Genomic DNA, 19807 nt, shown 5'->3' on the forward strand with positions numbered 1-19807 from the left:
TGGGATGTGACATTGCATTGGAGTGTGACGCCACGCCGCACGGCAGGAGGAGCCCTCAGTCGCCCATAACCCCGTGTTATGCCTCGGCCGCCCTGCTCGGCGCCCCGAGCCCGGCCGCTCCCCCGCCCGGCTGCTCCTTCCACCCGCGCTGCCCGAAGGCGCAGGCGATCTGCCGCGCTGAAGCCCCCTTGCTGCGGATCGCCGCCCCGGGCGGGCCCCGCCCGCTGCGGATCGCCGCCCCGGGGCAGGCCCCGCCAGGTCGCCTGCCACTTCCCCGAGAGCCCCTGAACGCCGGGCACGCGGGTGCGACCCGGGACGGATCGTCCCGGGTCGCACCCGTCACTCATGGGGCTACCACTTGGTGACGCGGACGGTCTCCCCGTACCCGTCAGGCGTCCACCTTGTAGACCAGCGCGCCCGTCGAGCAGGCGCCGCCGTCCGCCTGGACCGCCCCTCTCGACTCCACGACGCACGCGGTACCGGGGCCGGTGCGGATCACCGCCATCTTCGTTCCGCTGCCGTACTCGACCGCGGTGAGGTACACGGTGTCGCTGCCGGCCGAAGCCCGGCACACGACCTGGCTGTCCATGGTCCAGCCGAACTTCCAGGAGTGCCGGGCGAAGAACTGCGAGCCTCGTCCGCCGATGAGCCCATGACGTCCCAGCCCGCGACGAAGCGATGGGCGTCGGCGCCCGGCCGTACGAGGCGTTCCACAGTCAGTCGGCCCCCGGCGTGAGCTGGGCGGCGACATCTGCCGGGGCCTCGGTCGCGGGGGCATCGGGGAAGTCGACGAAGATCATGCCGACGCGAACGGTGCCGGAGGGGCGCTCGAAGACGGACCAGTCCGTGTCGTGTCCCTCGTCCGTCCAGCCGGTGGCGCCGTCCAGGGCACAGGCGGAGACGGGATCCGTGGCCCCACGCGCCACCGGAGCGGTACCGGGCAGGAGCAGCGGCAGTACCGCGAGCAGGGGCGCCGCGAACAGGGCGCGAACGGGCAGGAAGGCGGGGCGCACTCTCACGTGATCACGACCTTCCAGGTAGATAGCGTGTGACATTTCACATAGCTTGCGGTTGTCGCAAGGGTTTCCTGAAGCCGTCGTCGGTCCATAACATCCGCGCCATGGATCTGGAGGTACGCCATCTCCGAGTGGTGTGCGCGATCGCCGAGGCCGGCAGCCTCACGCGCGCAGCCGCCTCGCTCGGCATGACCCAGCCCGGACTCAGCGCCCAACTGCGCCGTATCGAGGCCATGCTGGGCGGAGTCCTGTTCCACCGAGGACAGGAGGGGGCCGTCGCCACGCCCTTCGGAGAGCTGGTGCTCGACCGGGCCCGCTCCGTCCTCCCCGGTATGGACGGCCTGATCGCCGACACCGCCCGCGCGGCCCGCCGGATGTCGGCCTGCGACCGTGTCCGCATCGGCTCGGTCGGTGCGCCACTTCTCGGTCAACTCGTCCTGGCCGTCAAGGCCGTACTACCGGACGCCCAGGTGACAGCGCGCTGCCAGCACTCCCCCGTCACACTCCTCGACGAACTGGCGGCGGACCGGCTGGAGGCGGCCGTACTCGGCGACCACCCCGACCAGCGGCTGCCGCAGCGCGACGGCGTGACGCTCCATCCCCTCGCCACCGAACCGGTCTTCGCCCTGCTGCCCGCCGCTCACCCGCTGGCAGGGCTGGAAGAGGTCCCGCTCACCGCCCTCCTGGACGAGGACTGGGCCGTGCCCCGTCCCGACGGCGACCTGACCCGGGAGTACTGGTCGTCGATCTGCGCGGCGGCCGGGCGGCACCCGTTCGCCCCGTACGAGGCCGAGGGCCGCCCGCTCATCGAGCTGGTCCGCGCGGGCCTGGCGGTCAGCCTCTGCCAGGCCACCTTCATCGAGGTCCCAGGCACCGCCGTACGCCCCCTGACCGGAAACCCCCTGTGGTACCGGCACGTCCTGGCCTGGCACACGGACGGCCCGCTCGCTCCCCACGGCGACGACATCCTCCACCGAGTCGCCGCCGGCCACCGGGGCACGTGCGCCGCCGCCCCCGCTTACGCGCGCTGGCGCGCTCGACATCCGCAAGCGACTGGCCCTGCGGCTACCTGAGTTCACTGTCGGCCGCGACAAGGACCGACGAGAGGACACGGCCGCCGGATACGACATGGCTAACATGACGGGATGAGCGACGACACGTACGACGACTCCGCCCCGAACCGGTCAGGTGCCTCGCGGTCCGGGAAGCCCCTGTCGCTGAGCCCGCTCAGGCAGGCGATCCGGTGGGAGACGCTCGCCATTCTCGCAGTGCTCCTCCTCTGCGTCTTCGCGTTCGCCTAGCCTGCCCCGCCCGCGATCGCGACCGGTCGGGACCCTGGCCGGGGTTTGTGAAAGTCGTCAACCGTAGGTGTTGGTGTGCTTGGAGGTGCGCTCCCCACGCCTCGTCGACGATGAGGGGCACACCCTGCTCGTGGCAAGCCTCGGCGATGGCGGACAGCTCGGCGCAGGTGCCGTACGGCGAGGACGAGGCCCGACACCACCGACTTGTGCGCGTCGCGTCCCACGAGGGGCTTCTCGTGGGGTCCGGCCACGGACAGCATGACGGCTTTGACCGAGAGCGAGCTGCCGCAGGTCGAGAAGAAGGTGTGCTCCGCGCCGACGGCGTCCGCCATGATCTCCTGGGCCTCGGCGACGACACCTTGGGACGAGGTCCGGTCGTCGAGGCCGCCGGTGGCGAGGACGTCGGACCGGAACACGTCGTCACCGAGGATGGCCCGCACGTGGGGGTCCGCGCCTCGTCCCTGTTTGTGGCCGGGCGGCGTGAACGGGGTGCGGCGCTTCGCGTGGTAGGCGGCCAGCGCGTCGAGTACGGGTGCCTGTGAGCGATCCATGACCTGCGCGTACCCGTCAGAACGGGGCAAAAACCCCAGGGGCCGACGAGGGCGCCCGCGCGGCGCCGGTGGCGCCACGCGGGCTCGCCCTGCTGTCGAGCGCCGTCAGCGCTGGTCGGCCACGAAGGAGGCCATCCAGGTGAGGGCGGAGTTCCAGTTGATGGTGAGTTCGTTGGTCGACCAGGACTGGATGTCGTCGATGAAGCAGAACTGTCCGATGCAGCCCTGGAGTTTGCTCTGAGCGAGCGGGTCCTGGATGCTCGAGTTCGGACCGCCGGACAGCGAGCCGACGGGCGGACGGGGCAGCTTCGGGTCGAGCTGGCGGGCGTACCAGCGGCTGTGCTGGTTCTCCGCGCTGACCTCGCCGTAGCCGGTGACGTACGAGATGTTCAGGGCGTTGCGGCCAAAGATGTAGTCCATGCTCTGGACGGCCCCGTCGCGGTACTTCGCGCTGCCGGTGATGTCGTAGGCGGTGGCCAGGACGACGGCATTGTTGAGCATCTGGTGGGTGGAGCCCCAGTCGTACGTGTGGCTCGCGGGGGCGTACGGCATGCCGTACGGGTGGGCCTTCAGCGTGGCCAGGTAGCGGTCGGCTCCCTCGCGTACGGACTGGCGGACCTTGTCGCGACCGGGCAGCCGGTTCGGGACGGTGGCGAGGTCGAGCCGGGCGGGGACGGCCGTGCCCGCCCAGTCGAAGCTGATCGGCTTGAAGATGTCGGCGCTGTGGACCGGGGACTTCAGGATGTGGTCCTCGAACTCCTTGGCACCCGTGGTCAGGTACAGCTCGGTCGCCGCCCAGTAGAACTCGTCGGTGACGTCACGATCGGCGTAAGTGCCGCCGCCGATGCCGTCGCTCTCGGAGGCGAGGACGTCGGGGTGGGCGAGGGCCGCGGCCCAGGCCTTGCGGGCCGCGGCGAGCGCGGTGGCCGCGAACCGGGAGTCGTACGGCTTGTACAGGCGGGCCGCCTGGGCGGCGGTCGCGGCGAGGTTCAGGGTGGCCGCGGTGGTCGGCGGGTGCAGTTCGCGCTTCTGCGGGTCGGCGGAGGGCATCAGCGGCAGGCCGGTCCACTGCTCGTCGTGGATCTTGTGGTGGGCCATGCCGGCGAGCGGCTTGCCGTCCGGCACCTGCATCTTGAGCAGGAACTCCAGCTCCCAGCGGGCCTCGTCGAGGATGTCGGGGACCTTGTTGCCGCTCTCGGGGATGTTCAGCGAGCCGTCGCCCAGTTTCTCGGCCTGCCCGGTGCGGGCGAACTTGGCGCGCTCGTAGGTGCTGAGGAGCTGCCAGACGGAGATGCCGCCGTTGACGACGTACTTGCCGTGGTCGCCGGCGTCGTACCAGCCGCCTGTGACGTCGAGCGTGTAGTCGCAGACGCCGGGCTGGCAGGGCACGTTCCCGTCGCCCTGGTTGGGGGCGATGTCGACGTGACCGGCCTCGCGGCCGTACCCGGGCCGCAGGTCGTCGCGGATCGCGGTCCCGCTGCGCTGGGTGTAGTAGAACTTCGCGGCGTCCAGGCGGAGTTTCTCGTAGGCGGCGGTGCCGATGTCGAAGGGCCGGCTGGTCTCGCCGTCGGCGACCAGGGTGAGGCCCGTCCCCGCGGTGCGGTGGTCGCTGAAGTGGATCGAGTGGACGTTCTGTCCGGAGGAGGGGTCCACGCCGCGCGGGACGCTCCAGCCGCGGGCGATGACGGCGCCGGAGGCGTTCTTCAGCTGCCACGGCTGCCGCACGGTCGCGTCGGTGACGAGAGTGGCGTTCTTGGGCCCGCCGGGCAGGTAGCCGACTTGGTTGACCCGGACCCGGGGGCCGGTGTCGGGCTCGTACCGCTCCGGCGGCACCCCGCCCAGGAGTGACACGTCGTCCAGACAGAAGCGCCAGGGGTCCGCGGCGCCGCCGAGCTGGAAGGCGACCTGCCCCTGGGTGGTGTCGACGGGGGAGGCGAAGGTGTAGGTGTACGTGTTCCCGGAGACGCTCAGCTGCGGTGTGACCTCGTGGTACGCGTCGTACGGCGAGACCTGCAGGCCCACGACGGCACGGACGGAGTTGCCCTCGGGGGTGCCCGTCGCGCTGAAGCTGAACCGGTAGGACTCCCCCTTCACGAGCGTGAGGTCGTTCTGGCCGACGCCGGCGTCCCAGCGGTTCACCGTGCCGCCCGGCACGTCGGCGCAGACCCTGCCGTCGGACAGCCCCAGGGTGACGTTGTCCGACCACCACCCGTCGGTGGTCGTGTCGAAGGTGCCGTTCCTGATCTGCTCGACCTCGTCCGCCCCGGCAGGGCCGGCGGGCACCGCGGTGAGGCCCGCCGCCATCAGGGCGGTCAGGGAGAGCAGGGCCGTTCTACGTCTGTTCACGTCTGGGCTCCTCGATGGGGGCGAGCGGCTCGCCGATATGGGAGCGCTCCCATATCGGCGATGGCCATATTCGCGGCACCGGTGCGGCGCCGTCAACGGCCCGGACGGAATGGGATGCCCGAGGCGTCACCTTGCCGCGGAACACGTCCGGAACGGACCCCGCCGCGACGGGTTGTCAGGTACACCCTCAGCTCCTACAGTGCACCGAGCCAGGGGTGGGAGCGCTCCCAAAAGGTCCGTGACGTTCCCTGCCCACGGCACCACTCACCGCGCGCCCTTTCGGTCACCCCGTCCAGCGCCCGCCCAGCACCCGTTACCTCACCTCTTCAATCATCACTTCACCCACTCCTTCACCCACTCCTTCACCCACCCCTTCACCCACTACTTCGATCACTACTTCGATCACTGCTTGAGAGAGGCCTCCCGCATGCCGGCGTCACCGCACCGCCTCAGCACCCCTCGTGGCATGCTCGCCACGTTGCTCATCGCCCTGGCCACCGTCGCGGCACTCATGACCGCCGCGCCGGTGGCCCGGGCCGACACGCTGATCTGCGAGCAGTACGGCTCGACCACGATCCAGGGCCGTTACGTGGTCCAGAACAACCGCTGGGGCACCGGCGCCGCCCAGTGCGTCACCGCCACCGACACCGGCTTCCGGGTGACCCGGGCCGACGGGGGCGTGCCCACCAACGGCGCCCCGAAGTCGTACCCCTCGGTCTTCAACGGCTGTCACTACACGAACTGTTCGCCGGGGACCAAGCTCCCCGCGCAGGTCAGCGGCATCGCCACGGCACCGAGCAGCATCTCGTACGGCTACGTCGGCGACGCGACGTACAACGCCTCGTACGACATCTGGCTGGACCCCACACCCAGGACCGACGGGGTGAACCGGACCGAGATCATGATCTGGTTCAACAAGGTCGGCCCCATCCAGCCGATCGGCTCACAGGTCGGCACCGCCACGGTCGGCGGGCGCGGCTGGCAGGTGTGGACGGGCAGCAACGGCGCCAACGACGTCATCTCCTTCGTCGCCCCGTCGGCCATCGCCGGCTGGGACTTCGACGTCATGGACTTCGTCCGGGAGACCGTCTCGCGCGGCATGGCCCAGAACAACTGGTACCTGACGAGCGTCCAGGCCGGCTTCGAGCCGTGGCAGAACGGCGCCGGGCTCACCGTGAACTCCTTCTCCTCCGCGGTGAACCTCGGCGCACCGGGCACCGGCGAGCCGGGTCCCGGCCCTGCGACGGCCTGCAAGGTGACGTACGCGCCGAACGTCTGGACCGGCGGCTTCACGGCCGAAGTCACGGTCGCCAACACCGGTTCGACCCCGGTCGACAACTGGACGCTGTCCTTCGCCCTGCCCTCCGGGCAGCGCATCACCCAGGCGTGGAACGCCACCGTCCCCACGGCCTCCGGGACCGTGACGGCGACCGGGCTCGCGCACAACGCGCGGATCGCGGCCGGAGCCAGTCAGACGTTCGGCTTCCAGGGCACGTACAGCGGCGGGTTCGCCGCGCCGTCCGGGTTCAGCCTCAACGGCACCGCCTGCGTATGACCTGATCCGCGGCCGGTCCGGCCCTGATCCGCCGGACCCGCCCGGCCGCCCGCGCGCCCGACCGGCGCGGCGCCTCCCCAGATCGCCTCGCCCCTCCGGCGGAGTCCCGCCCCGGAAGGGCGAGGCGCACCACCGCACGACACCGCACCGCACCGCACCGCACCGCACCGCACCGCACCGCAAGAGGAGAACACCTACCTCGGAACGCTCCCCACCCACACTCACAGGAGAAACAATGGCTGGACGCAAGAGACGACTTGCCTCCCTGGCTGCCGTACTCGCGACCCTGCTCGGTGGAATCGGCCTGACATTACTCGGCCAGGGCAACGCGCAGGCGCACGGTGTCACGATGACGCCCGGCTCGCGCACGTACCTCTGCTGGCTGGATGCCAAGACCAGCACCGGCTCTCTGGACCCGACGAACCCGGCGTGCAAGGCGGCGCTCAGCGAGAGCGGCCCGAACTCGCTGTACAACTGGTTCGCCGTACTCGACTCCAACGCGGGCGGGCGCGGCCCCGGTTACGTCCCGGACGGAAAGCTGTGCAGCGCCGGTGACCGGTCGCCGTACAACTTCACCGGATACAACGCCGCCCGCTCCGACTGGCCCCGCACGCACCTGACATCCGGGAACACGATCCAGGTCAAGCACAGCAACTGGGCCGCGCACCCCGGCTCCTTCAGGGTGTACCTCTCCAAGCCCGGCTACCTGCCCAGCTCCGAACTGGGCTGGGACGACCTGGAACTCATCCAGACCGTCACCGACCCGCCGCAGTCGGGTTCGCCGGGCACGGACGGCGGCCACTACCACTGGGATCTGAACCTGCCCGCGGGCCGTTCGGGTGACGCGGTGATGTTCATCCAGTGGGTGCGCTCGGACAGCCAGGAGAACTTCTTCTCCTGCTCCGACATCGTCTTCGACGGCGGCAACGGCGAAGTGACCGGCATCCGCGGCTCGGTCGGCACCCCCACCCCGACTCCGACCCCCACCCCGACCCCGACCCCGACTCCGACTCCGACCGACCCGCACACCGGGTGCATGGCCGTCTACAGCGTGACCAACTCCTGGAGCGGCGGCTTCCAGGGTTCCGTAGAGGTCATGAACCACGGCACGACAGCGCGTGACGGCTGGGCGGTGAAGTGGACGCCCGGCGCGGCCACTCGGATCAGCAGCCTCTGGAACGGCGGGCTGACAACCGGTTCCGACGGCACGGTCACGGTCAGGAACGTCGACTACAACCGGACCATCCCGCCGGACGGCAGCGTCACCTTCGGGTTCACCGCGACTTCGACCGGCAACAACCATCCGGTCGGCTCCGTCGTCTGCGTCAACCCGTAGCACCGCCACCGGAGCGAGGCGCCGGTTCCCGCTCGCAGGGAACCGGCGCTGCCCGCCTCGCGGCCACGGCCGTTGCGTCCGGACGGCCCGCGGAAACTCCATGCGGGAGCGCTCCCATTCTGGGATCGTGACACGGATGAAGACTGAGACGATGACCGAATCGTTCGTCCGCCGCTACCGGCCGTCGGACCGGACCGCACTCGCCGACATCTGCGTCAGGACAGCCCACAAGGGCGGCGACTCCTCCGGGCTGTACGCCGATTCCGAACTGATGCCCTCGATCTTCGCGTACCCCTACGTGGAGCTGGAGCCGGAGTTCGCCTTCGTCCTGGACGACGGCGCGGGCCGGGCGGTCGGATACGTCCTGGGCGCCGCCGACACCGACAGGTTCGCCCTGCGGTTCCGTACCGAATGGCTCCCCAAGGTCGCGGCGCGCCATCCGGAGCCCGCCCGTGAACCCGCCACTCCGACCGAGGAGATGGCCAGGCTGCTGCACACGCCGGAACGCATGGTCCGCGACGAACTCGCCGCGTACCCCGCACATTTGCACATCGACCTGCTGCCGCCGTGGCAGGGGCGCGGGTACGGGCGCGCCCTGATCCGCACGCTGCTCGCGGAGCTGCGGGACGCCGGCGTGCCCGCCGTCCACTTGTGCATGGCGCAGGCGAACACGAAGGCCCGCGCGTTCTACGACCGGCTGGGATTCGCACCCCTCGCGGTGCCCGACCCCGGCCCCGTCTGGTACCTGGGCCGGCCGACGGCGGCCGATCCGCTGCTCGACGCCTGACCGAATCGACGACACGGGGCTGTCGGTGCCCTCGGACAGGTTCCGTCCGTTCGGCCCGACGGGTGGGCCGCCGAGTCGAGGGACACGTCGCAGTGAGCATCTACCTCCATTTTCGCGCCGTGGCCGAGTCCGAGAGGGCGGCGGTGAACATCTCCCGGAATCCCTGCCCCAGCGAGAGGGCTCCGACCCTGCGCAACTCCCGCCATACGGCCACGTGGTGGCGGGACGGGTCCGCGGGCAGTCCGATCACCAGGATCAGCCACCGCGCCACCTGCTCAGCATCGGTCACGGCTGTGAATGAGCAGGCGTTACATCGAAGGAAGAGACGCTGGTCGCGTTTCGGCGGTTGCCGTCGCCGGCCGCTGCGCCGGTACGAGGACGAGGCCGAGCAGCGGGACCACGGCGAGCAGGAGCCAGGGCGCGGGACCGTCGTGTTCGAGGAGGGCTCCGACGGGGGCGCCGGCGGCGAGGACGACGACGCCGGAGAGGGAGGACAGCGCCCCGGTGGCCAGGCCGAGGCGCCGCTCGCCCGCGAGGTCGGGCAACAGTGCCCGGGTGGCGGGCAGCACCAGCATCTGGCCGAGGGTGAGGAGCAGGGTAAAGGAGACGGCTGCCCATGGGCCGTCGAGCGCGCGCAGTGCGGCTGTGGCGGCGAACGCGAGCGAGATCAGCAGCAGTCCGGCGCGGATCATGGCGGGGCGGCCGAGGCGGCCGGCGGCCAGGCGTTCCACGGGCGCCGAGCCGACGACCACCACGGCGGACGACAGGGCGAAGAGCCAGCCCAGCGCCGCCTGGGAGCCGGTCGCGCGGTCGAGCTCCGCGGGGAGCGCCAGATAGAGCTGGTTGTAGGCGAGGAGGTAGGTGGAGTACGCGAGGGCGAGGAGGAGGAAGCGACGGTCGCCGAGGACGGTCCGCCAGGCCCTGTCCTGTTCCGAGGCCGCCATCACGTGCCCTTCCGCGCCCGCCCGGCCCCCTCCCGTACCCGCGTCTCCCTGTTCCGTACGCGCCGCTCGTTCGGCGGTGTGCGACAGGAGCCGGGCGTGGGCCGCCAGGACGAGGAGGAAGACGCCCGCCCCGGCCAGGCAGGACGTGCGGAAGTGGCCCGCTCCGCCCCCGTACAGCAGGAGCGAGCCGAGGACCGGGCCGAGGAGCGCGCCGGCCTGGCCTCCGGCAGAGAAGCGGGCGAGGGTGCGGGTGCGGCGGTAGCCGCCGGCCCGTTCGACGCGGAGCGCCTCGCGGGCGATCTCGGACTCGACGGCGGGTGAGAACAGGGCGGCGGCGAAGCCCACCGTGACCACCGCCCCGATCACGCTCCACGGACTCGCGGCGAACGCGAGCCAGACGAATCCGGCCACCCGCAGCGCGCAGCCCACGAGGGCTACGGGCCGCGGCCCGTAGTGGTCGGTGAGCGCGCCGCCGACGACGAAAAGGCCCTGCTGGCTGAAGGTGCGCAGACCGAGCACGAAGCCGACCATGGCCCCGCCGAGGCCGAGTGCGCCGCCCAGGTGATCGGCGAGATAGGGCAGCACGGCGAAGAAGCCGATGTTGAAGGCGAACTGACTGGCCACGAGGAGTCGGGCGAGCGGGGTCATGCGGTGCGCTTTCGACGGTGCGTGGTGCGGGGGCCCCGCACGATCATTTAGTAGTTGAGCATTCACCCACCCCGGGTGAAGTTCGGTAAGCCTACCCTCATAAGCTGGCACCTCCTGGGGGCGCCGACCGGCCTCGCCAGGGTCCCCCATGCCACCTGACAGGACGTCCCCATGCGCACCAACTCTCGCCGTCTCCTCACGGCACTCGCCCTCACCCCCCTCCTCGCCGGCTGCTTCGCGGCGAGCGACGGGGGCTCCGCCGGGGCCGGGGCCGCGGGCGGGGAGGGGCGGCTGCGCGTGGCCCTCGCCGTGCCGCCGGCCAAGGCCCTGTCTCCGTACAGCAACGACGCCACCGTCCTGAGCAAACTGTCGGTCGGCGAGGGCCTCACCGCCCTGGACGCCAAGGGCACGGCCGCCCCCGCGCTCGCCACCTCCTGGAAGCGGGACTCCGCCACCGCCTGGACCTTCGAACTGCGCAAGGCCACCTTCCAGGACGGCACCCCCGTCACCGCCCAGGCCGTCGTCACCGCCCTCGGGCACGCGCACGGGGCCACCCCCAAGCCGCGCGTCCTCAGCGACGTGGACCTGACCGCACGCGCCGTGGACGCCGACACCGTCACCCTGACGACGAAGAACGCCGACCCCGTACTCCCCCTCCGGCTCGCGAGCCCCGCCCTGGCCGTGCTCTCCGCCAAGGCGTACGCGGCGGACGGCACGGTCAGCCCGGTCGGCACCGGCACCGGCCCGTTCCGGATCACCCGCCTCACCGGCAAGACCAAGGCCACCCTCGACCGCTACGACGGCTACTGGGGCGGCAAGGCGAAGGCGGCGGGCATCGACGTGACGTGGATCGCCGACGGAACCGCCCGCGCCAACGCACTGCGCTCCGGCACCGTCGACATCGCCGAGTGGATCCCCACCGCGCAGGCGAAGCTCCTGGTCCAGGGAACGCGGCACGAGGTGCCCTCCGTACGCACCGACAGCCTGATCCTCAACACCGGCGGCGGCCTGTTCACCAACCCCGCCCTGCGCGCCGCCGCCCGCGAGGCCGTGGACGGCTCCGCCCTCGTCGACTCGGTCTTCAGCGGCTACGCCGATCCCGCGCAGGGCCTGTTCGGCCCCGCCGTGCCGTGGGCCGCCGGTCAGCGGACCGCGGTGACCGGCCGCGCCCGGGCCGCGACCCCCGCCCAGGTGAAGTCGGAGGCCGCGGGCAGGACGCTGCGCCTGGCCACGTACACCAACCGCGCCGAACTGCCCGAGGCGGCGACCGTCCTCCAGCAGCAGCTGGAGAAGGCCGGGTTCGCGGTGAAGCAGGACGTCCGCGAGTACACGCAGATGGAGGCCGACCTCCTCGCGGGGACGTACGACGCGCTCGTCTTCTCCCGGGTCACCCTCCTCGACACCGGTGACGCCGTCGCCTACCTCGCCAGCGACTTCACGAGCACCGGCGTCTACAACATCGCCGCCCTCGAGAACCCCTCGGTCGACCGGGCCATCCGGACCGCCGCCGAGGAGAGCGACACCGCGAAGCGACAGCAGAAGATCCTGCGGGCCGAGGCGGAGATCCTGCGCACCGACGCGGTCGTGCCGCTCGTCCACGAGAAGGTCGTCCAGGGCATCGCCACCGGCGTCGAGGGCGTGAGCCTCGACCCGCGCGAGCGCGCCCTCATCACCCTCGACACCCACCGCGGATAAGCGGATACGCGGACACGACACATGAGCGGCCTGAGCGACATGAGCGACTTGAGCGACTTGAGCGGACACAACGCATGAGCGGCATGAGCAGGTGCGCGGCATGAGCAGCATGCGCGGCATGAGCAGCACTCACGGCACCGCCCCCGCCCGCCCGGCACACTGGGTGGCGGCCGTCGGCCGCGTCGGCGCGGGCACCGCGCTCGTGACCGCCGTGGCACTGCTGCCCTGGCTGTCCAGGACCGATCCCGCCCTGACCGTCCTGCGCGCCCGCTCGGCCGACCAGGACCCCACCCCGGCCGAACTCGCCGCCGTACGTGAGGAACTCGGCCTCGACGCCGGCCCCTTCGCCCACCTCGCCGACTGGCTCGGCGGACTGCCGCGCGGCGACGCGGGCACCTCATGGGTGTCCGGAGAGCCCGTGCTGCCCCAGGTGACGGCCGCCCTCGGCGTGTCGGTCACGCTCATGCTGGGCGCTCTCCTCGTCACCGTCGTCGTCGCCGCGGCCGTCAGCGCGCGCACGATCCGCCTCGGGGCCCGCCGACGGCTGCGGCGGGAGCGTACGGGCACCGGGGCCGCGGTCCTCGCCGCACTGCCGAAGTTCCTCCTCGCCTCCCTGCTCGCCCTGGTGTGCGGGGTATGGCTGGGCTGGTTCCCCACCGGCGGCTGGGACGGCCCGGCCTCGATGGTGCTGCCCGCACTCGCGCTCGGCCTCCCCTCCGGCGCGATGATCGGCGGCCTGCTCGACCAGGCACTGCCCGCCGCGTTCCACGAACCGTGGGCCCAGACCTGGCGCGCCGTCGGCTTCCCTCCCCGGCACACCGCCCGGCACGCGCTGCGCCGTGCCCTGCCCGGTGTCCTGCCCCAGCTCCTGCCCACCGTCGTGGCCCTCGTCGGCGGCGCCGTCGCCGTGGAACGCATCTTCAACATCCCCGGGCTGGGCCGCCTCGCCCTCGACGCGGCCATCGCCCAGGACCTCCCCCCGCTGCAGACCGCGACCTTCTCCCTGGTGCTGCTCGGTACGGTCGCGGGTCTCCTCGTGCAGGCGCTGCGCCGCGCGCTCCTGGGCCGCGCCCTGCGGGACGGAGCCCTGCCCGCACTGCCCCGGCCCGAACTGCCGACCGGGCGCGCCCGGCATCTGATCGCCGCCGGCTGCGCCCTCGCCCTGCTCGTCCTCGTCCTCACCGGGCTGCTGCGCGACCCCCTGCACGTGGATACGGCCGCCCGCCTGCTCCCGCCCTCCACCGCCCACCCCCTGGGCACCGACTCCCTCGGCCGCGACCTGCTCGCCCGCCTGGGCCACGGCGCCCTGCGCACGGCGGCCGTCGCCCTCGCCGTCACCGCGGTCTGCGCCCTCACGGGCCTCCTCCTCGGGCTCGCGCCCCGGATCGGCTCGGGCCTGACCGACGTCGTCGCGACCATGCCCGCCGTCCTCGCCGGCCTGCTCGTGACCGCGGCCGTCGGCCCCTCCCTCTGGGGCGCCGCCCTCGCCGTGTGCCTCGTCGGCTGGAGTCCGTACGCCGCCCAGAGCGCCGCGCTGCTCGAACAGGAACGGGCCGGCGGCCACGTCGCCGCCGCCCGCTCCCTCGGCGCAGGACGAGGCCACCTGCTGCGCCGCCACCTGCTCCCCGCCCTCAGCGCCCCGCTCCTGCGCAACGCCCTGCTCCGCCTGCCCACCACGGTCCTCGTCCTGGCCTCGCTCGGCTTCCTCGGCCTCGGCGAACAGCCCCCCACCCCCGAGTGGGGGCGGCTGCTCTCCGAGAACCAGCCCTACGCCGAACTCGCTCCCTGGACCGTCCTCGCCCCGGCCTGCGCCCTGATCCTCCTCTCCGTCCTCGCCGTCACGGCCCCTCGGGGCAGACGGCACCGCTGACGTCCGTCGGCAGACGGCAGACGGCACCAGCGGCACCGCTGGCCTCCGGCGACAGGCGACAGGCGACAGGCGACAGGCGCGCCTACCGGGTGATCGTCATCGCCCCGTACGCGCTGTCCGAGGGAATCAGGGGTGAGACGGGGGCGGACCCGGCCACCCGGGGCACGGCCTGGAGCTACGGGGCGCCGGCCTTGGGGCCGGTGGGGCTGCCCAGGCGGACCTCGCCACGTCGGACGGCTTCGGCCGCGCTGATCTTCGGGGCCGCCGGGGCACTGCTCGTGGCGAACCCGACGCGGGGGACCCAGTGATTGCCGGACACGGCCCAGCTGCCCCGCCGGGCCACCCCGTCCCAGCCGTACGCGGCCGTGTTCGTGGCGTACCAGACGTCACCGCCGCACGCTCGGTTGATGTCGCCCGCGAGCTCCACGCCCACGGCGGGAACGTGGTTGCGGAGCGGTCCGAACCCGGCGCACTTCCACCACACACCCGCCGCCTTGTCGAAGGCGAGGATGTGCCGCTCCGTGCCCGGTGCTCGGCCTCCTGCCTGGCCCGGAACTCCGCGTGCTCGCGCTCGGCACGCCGGCGGTTCTCCTCGATGTCACGCACCTCGTCATCGCTCAGCGGCATGACGTCCTCCTGTCTGTCGTGGGTCCGGCCGACCGGCCCGCCCGCGCCCCCGGGGTACGGGCGAGGCCTTCGGGTGCAGGAAGGTGGAAGCCTCCTCACCCCGAGCTTTCGCCGACAGGCGTTCGTTGCGCAGCCCTCTCCCGGCGGTGAATCAATCCGCGCATGGCCGCCGTACGACGCACATGCGCCTTGCCGCCACGCTTGGTACGGCTTGGATGCATCACCGGCAGGAGACCGGTCGGCGGCGCCGCCCGGCCAAGGGGGCGCGGGCGCCGCCCGTGAAGGGGGCGCGATCGTGGGACGCCAGGCCCGGGTGTCCGACGAACTGGCCTCCCGCTCCGCGGAGTCCGCCGGACGAATCAGCCCCCTCCCCCGGGCTTGCCCGCTTCGAGCCCGGCGACAGCGACCTCTGCTTCGGCCGCGACCGGCTGGTCGACGACCTGCCGGCGCTCACGGACCGGCACGGGTCGTTGCCGTCTTCGGCTCCTCCGGCACAGGCCACGACGGCCCGTCAGGTGATGCCGCGGCTGATCACTCCCGGCACCGACACCCCGGACACCCGCCGGCCCACCAGCCGCAGGGAGATCGAATCCACCGGAGACGTACGGGAGACCAGAACGGTCCTGGAAATCCTGGCGCGGGCCCTGCTGATCACCCTCGACGGGGACACCGTCGACCTGGCCCACGAGGCCAACCGCGTCCGCTGACGACACGGGCCGTCGTACCCCTGCTGGTGGTGATGACCGCCGTCGCCGCCCGCCTCGCCTGGGACCAGAACCGTGCCGCACGGCGCGCCGCACCAGGCACTCATGAGGTGGCGTGACGCGCGGGCGTGACCGACCGGGTGTCGCGTCGCGCCCGTGAGAACCTCGACCGTAAGGTCGGCGGCAGTCGTGGTGTACGTGCCTTCGGACGAGTGTCGCGGCACGAGGAAGAGGGAGAAAGCAGCGTGGCGATTCAGCGGATGGACAACGTCGGCATCGTGGTCGACGACATGGAGGCCGCCCTCGCGTTCTTCCTGGAACTCGGTATGGAGCTGGAGGGCAGGGCGCAGATCGAGGGCCTCGTCGCCGACCAGTGCACCGGACTCGACGGCGTCCGCTGCGACATCGCGATGGTCCGGACCCCGGACGGTCACAGCCGGCTCGAGCTGGCGAAGTACCGCAGCCCCGAGGCGATCAGCGACGGGCCGCGCAACCGGCCGCACAATGTTCTGGGCACGCACCGGGTCATGTTCACCGTCGACGACATCGAGGACACCGTTGCCCGCCTGCGTCCTCACGGCGCCGAACTCCTGGGCGAAATCGCCCGGTTCGAGGACAGCTTCCTCCTCTGCTATGTCCGCGGCCCGGAGGGCATCATCGTCGGACTGGCCCAGGAACTGCGCTGAGACCCAGGAGCCGCACCGTGCGGACTGCGGGGACGCCTCGGCGAGGAGCTCGCCGATCAGCCCTCTCCCCGCCCGCAGATGCGCTCCGGCAGTTCGGGCCGACCTGGCCGGCGACCGCCGCCGGCGCGATGCGATGCTCCCCCAACGACCTGGTCACCTGGCACGGTAGTTGGGCACGTGGGGCTGGTCCCGCCGGCGGCTACTCCGACGTCGAGTCGAAGGAGAGATTCCCACGCAGCCTGGGGCAATGGGAGCCGTCGTGGAGTGAACAGGCCCGTCGACACCCGGGAAAGAGACGGCACGCGCTCCTTGATCGCCCTGCTCGGGCGCGCCCGAGCGGTTGCCCTGCGCGCGTCGTCCACTGGCGCCCCGACCGGCGAGATCGCCCGTGCCGACGATCGACCTCGCCGCTGAGGAGGCGGGCCGAAAGCCGTCGGACGTCCTGCGCATGGTTCAGGTGGTCGGCACGATGCGGCCCGACCAGGGCGGCCGGAGGTGCAATCGGTCGACCAGGTCGCCCGCTTCACAGAAGACGTGGTTCCGGAGGTCCGCATCCTCCCGCTGCGCGTCGTTCAGGGGGTGTAGACGGTGGGGCGCGGCGGGGTGGGCATGCCGGCGCCGATGAAGAAGCCGGGGTGCGGGGGCTGGTTGTAGGCGGTGTTCTGCCAGGCGAGGGCGGTGCGGTACTGGGTGTCGTGGAGCAGGGTGGTGATCCTGGTGCCGGTCTGGTGGGGCGTCGCGTAGATGCGCAGGGCGCGGTTGTCCGACGTGCGCCAGACGACCTCTTCGCGCCAGTCGCCGAGGATGTCGCCGGAGAGGGCCGGGGTGGCCTTGGTGGTGTTGTTGGAGGAGACGCCGGAGCCGGTGAGGAGGCGGGTGTCGCCGGAGGTGCCGTACTTGTCGATGTGAGTGCCGTCGAGGAGTTCGCGGACGGTGTCGCCGTCCCACCAGGACAGGAAGTTGATGCTGGAGGGTTCCCGGCCGAGGGCGGTGCCGGTCGCGGAGCGCAGGGTGGTGTCGGAGGCGGACCAGGCCTCGGCACCCGGGCTGCCTGCGTAGATGTCGCCGGCGACGCCCCGGCCGTTGTCGGCGCCGGAGGCCGTCTGCCACAGGATCTGGCCGGTGCGGGCGTCGGCCATCCAGGAGCCCGGCTTGCTCTTGTCCTCGGAGACCTTGAAGTACTCGAGGCCCGGCCGGGAGGGGTCGAGGTCGCCGAGGTGGGCCGCGTCGCCGTGCCCCAGCTTGGTCGTCCAGAGACCCGCGCCGTTGTCGTCGACGGTCATCGCGCCGTAGACGATCTCGTCCTTGCCGTCGGCGTCGACGTCCGCGATCGACAGGGCGTGGTTGCCCTGGCCGTCGTAGCCCTTGCCGGCATTGGTGGAGGAGTTGGTGTCGAAGGTCCAGCGGCGGGTGAACCGGCCGTTCCGCCAGTCCCAGGCGGCGATGGCCGTACGGGTGTAGTAGCCGCGCGCCATGATCAGCGAGGGGCGGGCGCCGTCGAGGTAGGCGGTGCCGGCGAGGAAGCGGTCGACGCGGTTGCCGTACGAGTCGCCCCAGGAGGAGACCGTGCCGCGGGCCGGGACGTAGTCCACCGTGCCCATCGCTGTGCCGGTCCGGCCGTTGAACATCGTCAGGTACTCGGGGCCGGACAGGACGTACCCGCTGGAGTTGCGGTGGTCGGCCGAGGAGTCGCCGATGACCGCGCCGGCGCCGTCCTTCGTCCCGTCGGCCGTCTTCATGGCGACCTCGGCGCGCCCGTCGCCGTCGTAGTCGTACACCTGGAACTGCGTGTAGTGCGCGCCGGAGCGGATGTTGCGGCCCAGGTCGATGCGCCAGAGGCGGGTGCCGTCGAGCCGTACGCCGTCGAGGATCGTGTTGCCGGTGTAGCCCGACTGCGAGTTGTCCTTGGCGTTGGTCGGCTGCCACTTCAGGACCAGGTCGAGCCTGCCGTCGCCGTCGAGGTCCCCGGTGCCGGCGTCGTTGGCCTCGTACGTGTACGACACCCCGTCCGGTGTCGTACCGCCGGTCGGTGGCGAGATCGGCACGTCCAGGTACCCGGAGCGGAACTGGAGCGCGTGCTCGGAGGGCGCCTGCTCCATGCCGTTCACCACCGCTCGGACCGTGTAGTCGGCCGAGTCCGCCGCGCCGGAGTCGAAGTAGTTCGTCGAGGCGGCGAGGGGCGAGGAGTTGAGCTTGGTGGTACCCCGGTAGATGTTGAACGCGACGCCGTCGGGATCGGTGGCGAGCCACCGCCACGACACCAGGTTCCCGCTGCTGGTGTGCGTGCTGATCAGTCCTCGGTCGAGGCGTTCCACCTGCCGGGCGGTGGCCGCCTGCGCGGTCTGGGGCAGTACGGCGAGCGCGGACGCGGCCAGCGTGGCGGCGACGAGACCGCGTATCAGCCTGCGCCCGGGCCGCGTCCGTGTTCGGAAGGATGACGGAGCGGTGCGGTGACTCCGGCGTGCGTCGGTCATGGTGACTCCGTGACGTGGGGGGCGTGAGCGCGGTCTTCCGTAGTGGCACGAGGGACGGGAGACAGAGGGGCGTGGGAACGCTCCCACGGCTGTGAGCGTAGGAACGCGCCGACGCCCGGTCAAGAACCCTGTCACGCCTGGATGTTCGTTGATGTTTGAATCCGACACTTTCCACCGAGGTGCTCACGCGGTGGTCAGAGGTCCGGTGTGAGACCACGCTCGCGCAGCCAGGACAGCTGGACCGGCGGGTTGGAGCCGTAGCCGCCGCCGTGGTCGCCGAAGGGCCAGACGGTCATGGTGCGGTCCTCGCCCCGGTAGTGGTTGTAGGCGGCGTAGACCGTGGAGGGCGGGCAGATCGGGTCCATCAGGGCGACGCTGAACAGAGCCGGCGCGGTGGCCCGTTGAGCGAAGTGCACGCCGTCGAAGTAGTCGAGGGTGGCGAGGGTCTGTTCCACGCGGTCGCGACTGTGCCGGCGCAGGTACTCGGCGATCTCCGGGTACGGGCCCTCCCCGGTGATCCGCACGGCGCGGCGGAAGTGGCACAGGAACGGGACGTCCGGCAGTGCCGCCGCCACGCGGTCTCCGGCGAGAGCGGCGACGGCGAGGGTCAGGCCGCCGCCCTGGCTGCCTCCGGTCACCACGATCCTGCGCGGGTCGAGGCCGGGCAGCCCGGAAACGGCGTCCACGGCGCGTACGCAGTCGTTGATCAGCCGCCGGTAGTAGTAGTTCTCGGGGGAGTCGATGCCTCGGGTCATGAACCCCCCGGCCCACTGCGTGCCGTCGCCCGTCGTCCGGTCCGGGGTGTCGTGGCCCTGGCCCCGGCTGTCGACGACGAGCTGGGCGCAGCCGGCGGCGGACCAGAACAGATGGTCGGTGGGCAGACCACGGCCGCCGCTGTAGCCGATGTACGTGACGACGACCGGCAGCGGTCCCTCCGCGCCGCGCGGGCGCAGGAGCCAGGCGGCCACCGGCTCGCCGTTCCAGCCGGGGAAACGTACGTCGTCGACTTCGACGGTGTGCAACAGGTGGGCGGAAGTGACCCGTTCGGCCTTGATCGTCCCGTCGCAGGACCGGGCTTCGGCGAGGGTGCGACGCCAGAACGCGTCGAAGTCGTTCGGAGCGGACAGCTGCGGCTGGTAGCCGACGAGGTCGTCGGTCCCGAGGTCGGTGAGCGGCACGGGGCTTCCTCCGGTCGGAGTGCGGACGAGGTGGCGGGGGTTCGAGTGGCATCGGGGCCACGCGCCTCGCGGGTCCACGGCTCGGCTGG

The 19807-nt window shown here is 71.9% G+C and carries 16 protein-coding genes and 2 pseudogenes; 10 read left to right on the forward strand and 8 right to left on the reverse strand.

Annotated features, from left to right (window positions below):
* Positions 1 to 92: 92 nt before the first annotated feature.
* A pseudogene (locus N5875_RS01215) lies at positions 93 to 288 on the forward strand (hypothetical protein); the annotation flags it as partial.
* 100 nt (positions 289 to 388) lie between these two features.
* Here the strand turns inward: N5875_RS01215 and N5875_RS01220 are convergent.
* On the reverse strand, positions 389 to 589 hold the full coding sequence (locus N5875_RS01220) for a hypothetical protein (RefSeq protein ID WP_338491262.1): 201 nt from the start codon (positions 587 to 589) through the stop codon (positions 389 to 391).
* Between the two features lie 127 nt (positions 590 to 716).
* Entirely contained in the window at positions 717 to 1019 is a 303-nt protein-coding gene (locus N5875_RS01225; protein WP_318210337.1) for a hypothetical protein, read from the reverse strand.
* 101 nt (positions 1020 to 1120) lie between these two features.
* Between N5875_RS01225 and N5875_RS01230 the strand changes: the two genes are divergently transcribed.
* Both N5875_RS01230 and N5875_RS01235 read left to right on the forward strand, forming a co-directional pair.
* The gene (locus N5875_RS01230; RefSeq protein ID WP_338491265.1) at positions 1121 to 2089 is read left to right on the forward strand and encodes a LysR family transcriptional regulator; all 969 of its coding nucleotides are present in this window, start codon (positions 1121 to 1123) and stop codon (positions 2087 to 2089) included.
* A 72-nt stretch (positions 2090 to 2161) separates the two neighbouring features.
* Entirely contained in the window at positions 2162 to 2317 is a 156-nt protein-coding gene (locus tag N5875_RS01235) for a hypothetical protein (RefSeq protein ID WP_318210605.1), read from the forward strand.
* 82 nt (positions 2318 to 2399) lie between these two features.
* Here N5875_RS01235 and N5875_RS01240 read toward each other — a convergent pair.
* Positions 2400 to 2868, reverse strand: a pseudogene (locus N5875_RS01240) (ornithine decarboxylase); the annotation flags it as partial.
* Positions 2869 to 2973: 105 nt separating this feature from the next.
* Positions 2974 to 5214 carry a glycoside hydrolase family 9 protein gene (locus N5875_RS01245; protein ID WP_338491268.1) on the reverse strand — a complete coding sequence of 747 codons (2241 nt, stop codon included), beginning with the start codon at positions 5212 to 5214 and terminating at the stop codon, positions 2974 to 2976.
* 427 nt (positions 5215 to 5641) lie between these two features.
* Between N5875_RS01245 and N5875_RS01250 the strand changes: the two genes are divergently transcribed.
* From N5875_RS01250 to N5875_RS01260, 3 genes are all read left to right on the forward strand, one after another.
* The gene (locus tag N5875_RS01250; protein WP_338491271.1) at positions 5642 to 6769 is read left to right on the forward strand and encodes a cellulose binding domain-containing protein; all 1128 of its coding nucleotides are present in this window, start codon (positions 5642 to 5644) and stop codon (positions 6767 to 6769) included.
* Positions 6770 to 7004: 235 nt separating this feature from the next.
* Positions 7005 to 8105 (forward strand): lytic polysaccharide monooxygenase, encoded by a 1101-nt coding sequence (locus tag N5875_RS01255; protein ID WP_338491273.1) that lies wholly within the window; start codon positions 7005 to 7007, stop codon positions 8103 to 8105.
* Positions 8106 to 8256: 151 nt separating this feature from the next.
* Positions 8257 to 8892 (forward strand): GNAT family N-acetyltransferase, encoded by a 636-nt coding sequence (locus N5875_RS01260; protein ID WP_318210591.1) that lies wholly within the window; start codon positions 8257 to 8259, stop codon positions 8890 to 8892.
* A 308-nt stretch (positions 8893 to 9200) separates the two neighbouring features.
* Here N5875_RS01260 and N5875_RS01265 read toward each other — a convergent pair whose 3' ends face one another.
* Entirely contained in the window at positions 9201 to 10484 is a 1284-nt protein-coding gene (locus N5875_RS01265; RefSeq protein ID WP_338491281.1) for an MFS transporter, read from the reverse strand.
* A gap of 171 nt (positions 10485 to 10655) precedes the next feature.
* On the opposite strand from N5875_RS01265, the gene N5875_RS01270 reads away from it, so the two are divergent.
* The gene (locus N5875_RS01270) at positions 10656 to 12179 is read left to right on the forward strand and encodes an ABC transporter substrate-binding protein (protein ID WP_338491283.1); all 1524 of its coding nucleotides are present in this window, start codon (positions 10656 to 10658) and stop codon (positions 12177 to 12179) included.
* 118 nt (positions 12180 to 12297) lie between these two features.
* Positions 12298 to 14049, forward strand: a complete 1752-nt coding sequence (locus tag N5875_RS01275) for an ABC transporter permease subunit (protein WP_318210345.1) — start codon at positions 12298 to 12300, stop codon at positions 14047 to 14049.
* Positions 14050 to 14224: 175 nt separating this feature from the next.
* Here N5875_RS01275 and N5875_RS01280 read toward each other — a convergent pair whose 3' ends face one another.
* Positions 14225 to 14482: a hypothetical protein gene (locus N5875_RS01280; protein WP_338491287.1), complete on the reverse strand. Its 258-nt coding sequence runs from the start codon at positions 14480 to 14482 to the stop codon at positions 14225 to 14227.
* Between the two features lie 409 nt (positions 14483 to 14891).
* On the opposite strand from N5875_RS01280, the gene N5875_RS01285 reads away from it, so the two are divergent.
* Positions 14892 to 15383: a hypothetical protein gene (locus N5875_RS01285; protein WP_338491290.1), complete on the forward strand. Its 492-nt coding sequence runs from the start codon at positions 14892 to 14894 to the stop codon at positions 15381 to 15383.
* Between the two features lie 242 nt (positions 15384 to 15625).
* The gene (locus N5875_RS01290) at positions 15626 to 16066 is read left to right on the forward strand and encodes a VOC family protein (protein ID WP_318210348.1); all 441 of its coding nucleotides are present in this window, start codon (positions 15626 to 15628) and stop codon (positions 16064 to 16066) included.
* Between the two features lie 572 nt (positions 16067 to 16638).
* On the opposite strand, the gene N5875_RS01295 is transcribed toward N5875_RS01290, so the two are convergent.
* Both N5875_RS01295 and N5875_RS01300 read right to left on the reverse strand, forming a co-directional pair.
* Positions 16639 to 18540 (reverse strand): rhamnogalacturonan lyase, encoded by a 1902-nt coding sequence (locus N5875_RS01295; RefSeq protein ID WP_338491294.1) that lies wholly within the window; start codon positions 18538 to 18540, stop codon positions 16639 to 16641.
* Positions 18541 to 18734: 194 nt separating this feature from the next.
* Positions 18735 to 19718 (reverse strand): acetylxylan esterase, encoded by a 984-nt coding sequence (locus tag N5875_RS01300; protein ID WP_338491295.1) that lies wholly within the window; start codon positions 19716 to 19718, stop codon positions 18735 to 18737.
* Positions 19719 to 19807: the final 89 nt, after the last annotated feature.

The sequence above is a fragment of the Streptomyces sp. SJL17-4 genome, from assembly GCF_036826855.1.
GTDB lineage: Bacteria > Actinomycetota > Actinomycetes > Streptomycetales > Streptomycetaceae > Streptomyces.

Coding starts and splice junctions, on each gene's coding strand:
- N5875_RS01220 (WP_338491262.1), bottom strand. CDS start 589: ATGGACAGCCAGGTCGTGTGCCGGGCTTCGGCCGGCAGCGACACCGTG.
- N5875_RS01230 (WP_338491265.1), top strand. CDS start 1,121: ATGGATCTGGAGGTACGCCATCTCCGAGTGGTGTGCGCGATCGCCGAG.
- N5875_RS01235 (WP_318210605.1), top strand. CDS start 2,162: ATGAGCGACGACACGTACGACGACTCCGCCCCGAACCGGTCAGGTGCC.
- N5875_RS01250 (WP_338491271.1), top strand. CDS start 5,642: ATGCCGGCGTCACCGCACCGCCTCAGCACCCCTCGTGGCATGCTCGCC.
- N5875_RS01255 (WP_338491273.1), top strand. CDS start 7,005: ATGGCTGGACGCAAGAGACGACTTGCCTCCCTGGCTGCCGTACTCGCG.
- N5875_RS01260 (WP_318210591.1), top strand. CDS start 8,257: ATGACCGAATCGTTCGTCCGCCGCTACCGGCCGTCGGACCGGACCGCA.
- N5875_RS01265 (WP_338491281.1), bottom strand. CDS start 10,484: ATGACCCCGCTCGCCCGACTCCTCGTGGCCAGTCAGTTCGCCTTCAAC.
- N5875_RS01270 (WP_338491283.1), top strand. CDS start 10,656: ATGCGCACCAACTCTCGCCGTCTCCTCACGGCACTCGCCCTCACCCCC.
- N5875_RS01275 (WP_318210345.1), top strand. CDS start 12,298: ATGAGCAGCACTCACGGCACCGCCCCCGCCCGCCCGGCACACTGGGTG.
- N5875_RS01285 (WP_338491290.1), top strand. CDS start 14,892: ATGCATCACCGGCAGGAGACCGGTCGGCGGCGCCGCCCGGCCAAGGGG.
- N5875_RS01295 (WP_338491294.1), bottom strand. CDS start 18,540: ATGACCGACGCACGCCGGAGTCACCGCACCGCTCCGTCATCCTTCCGA.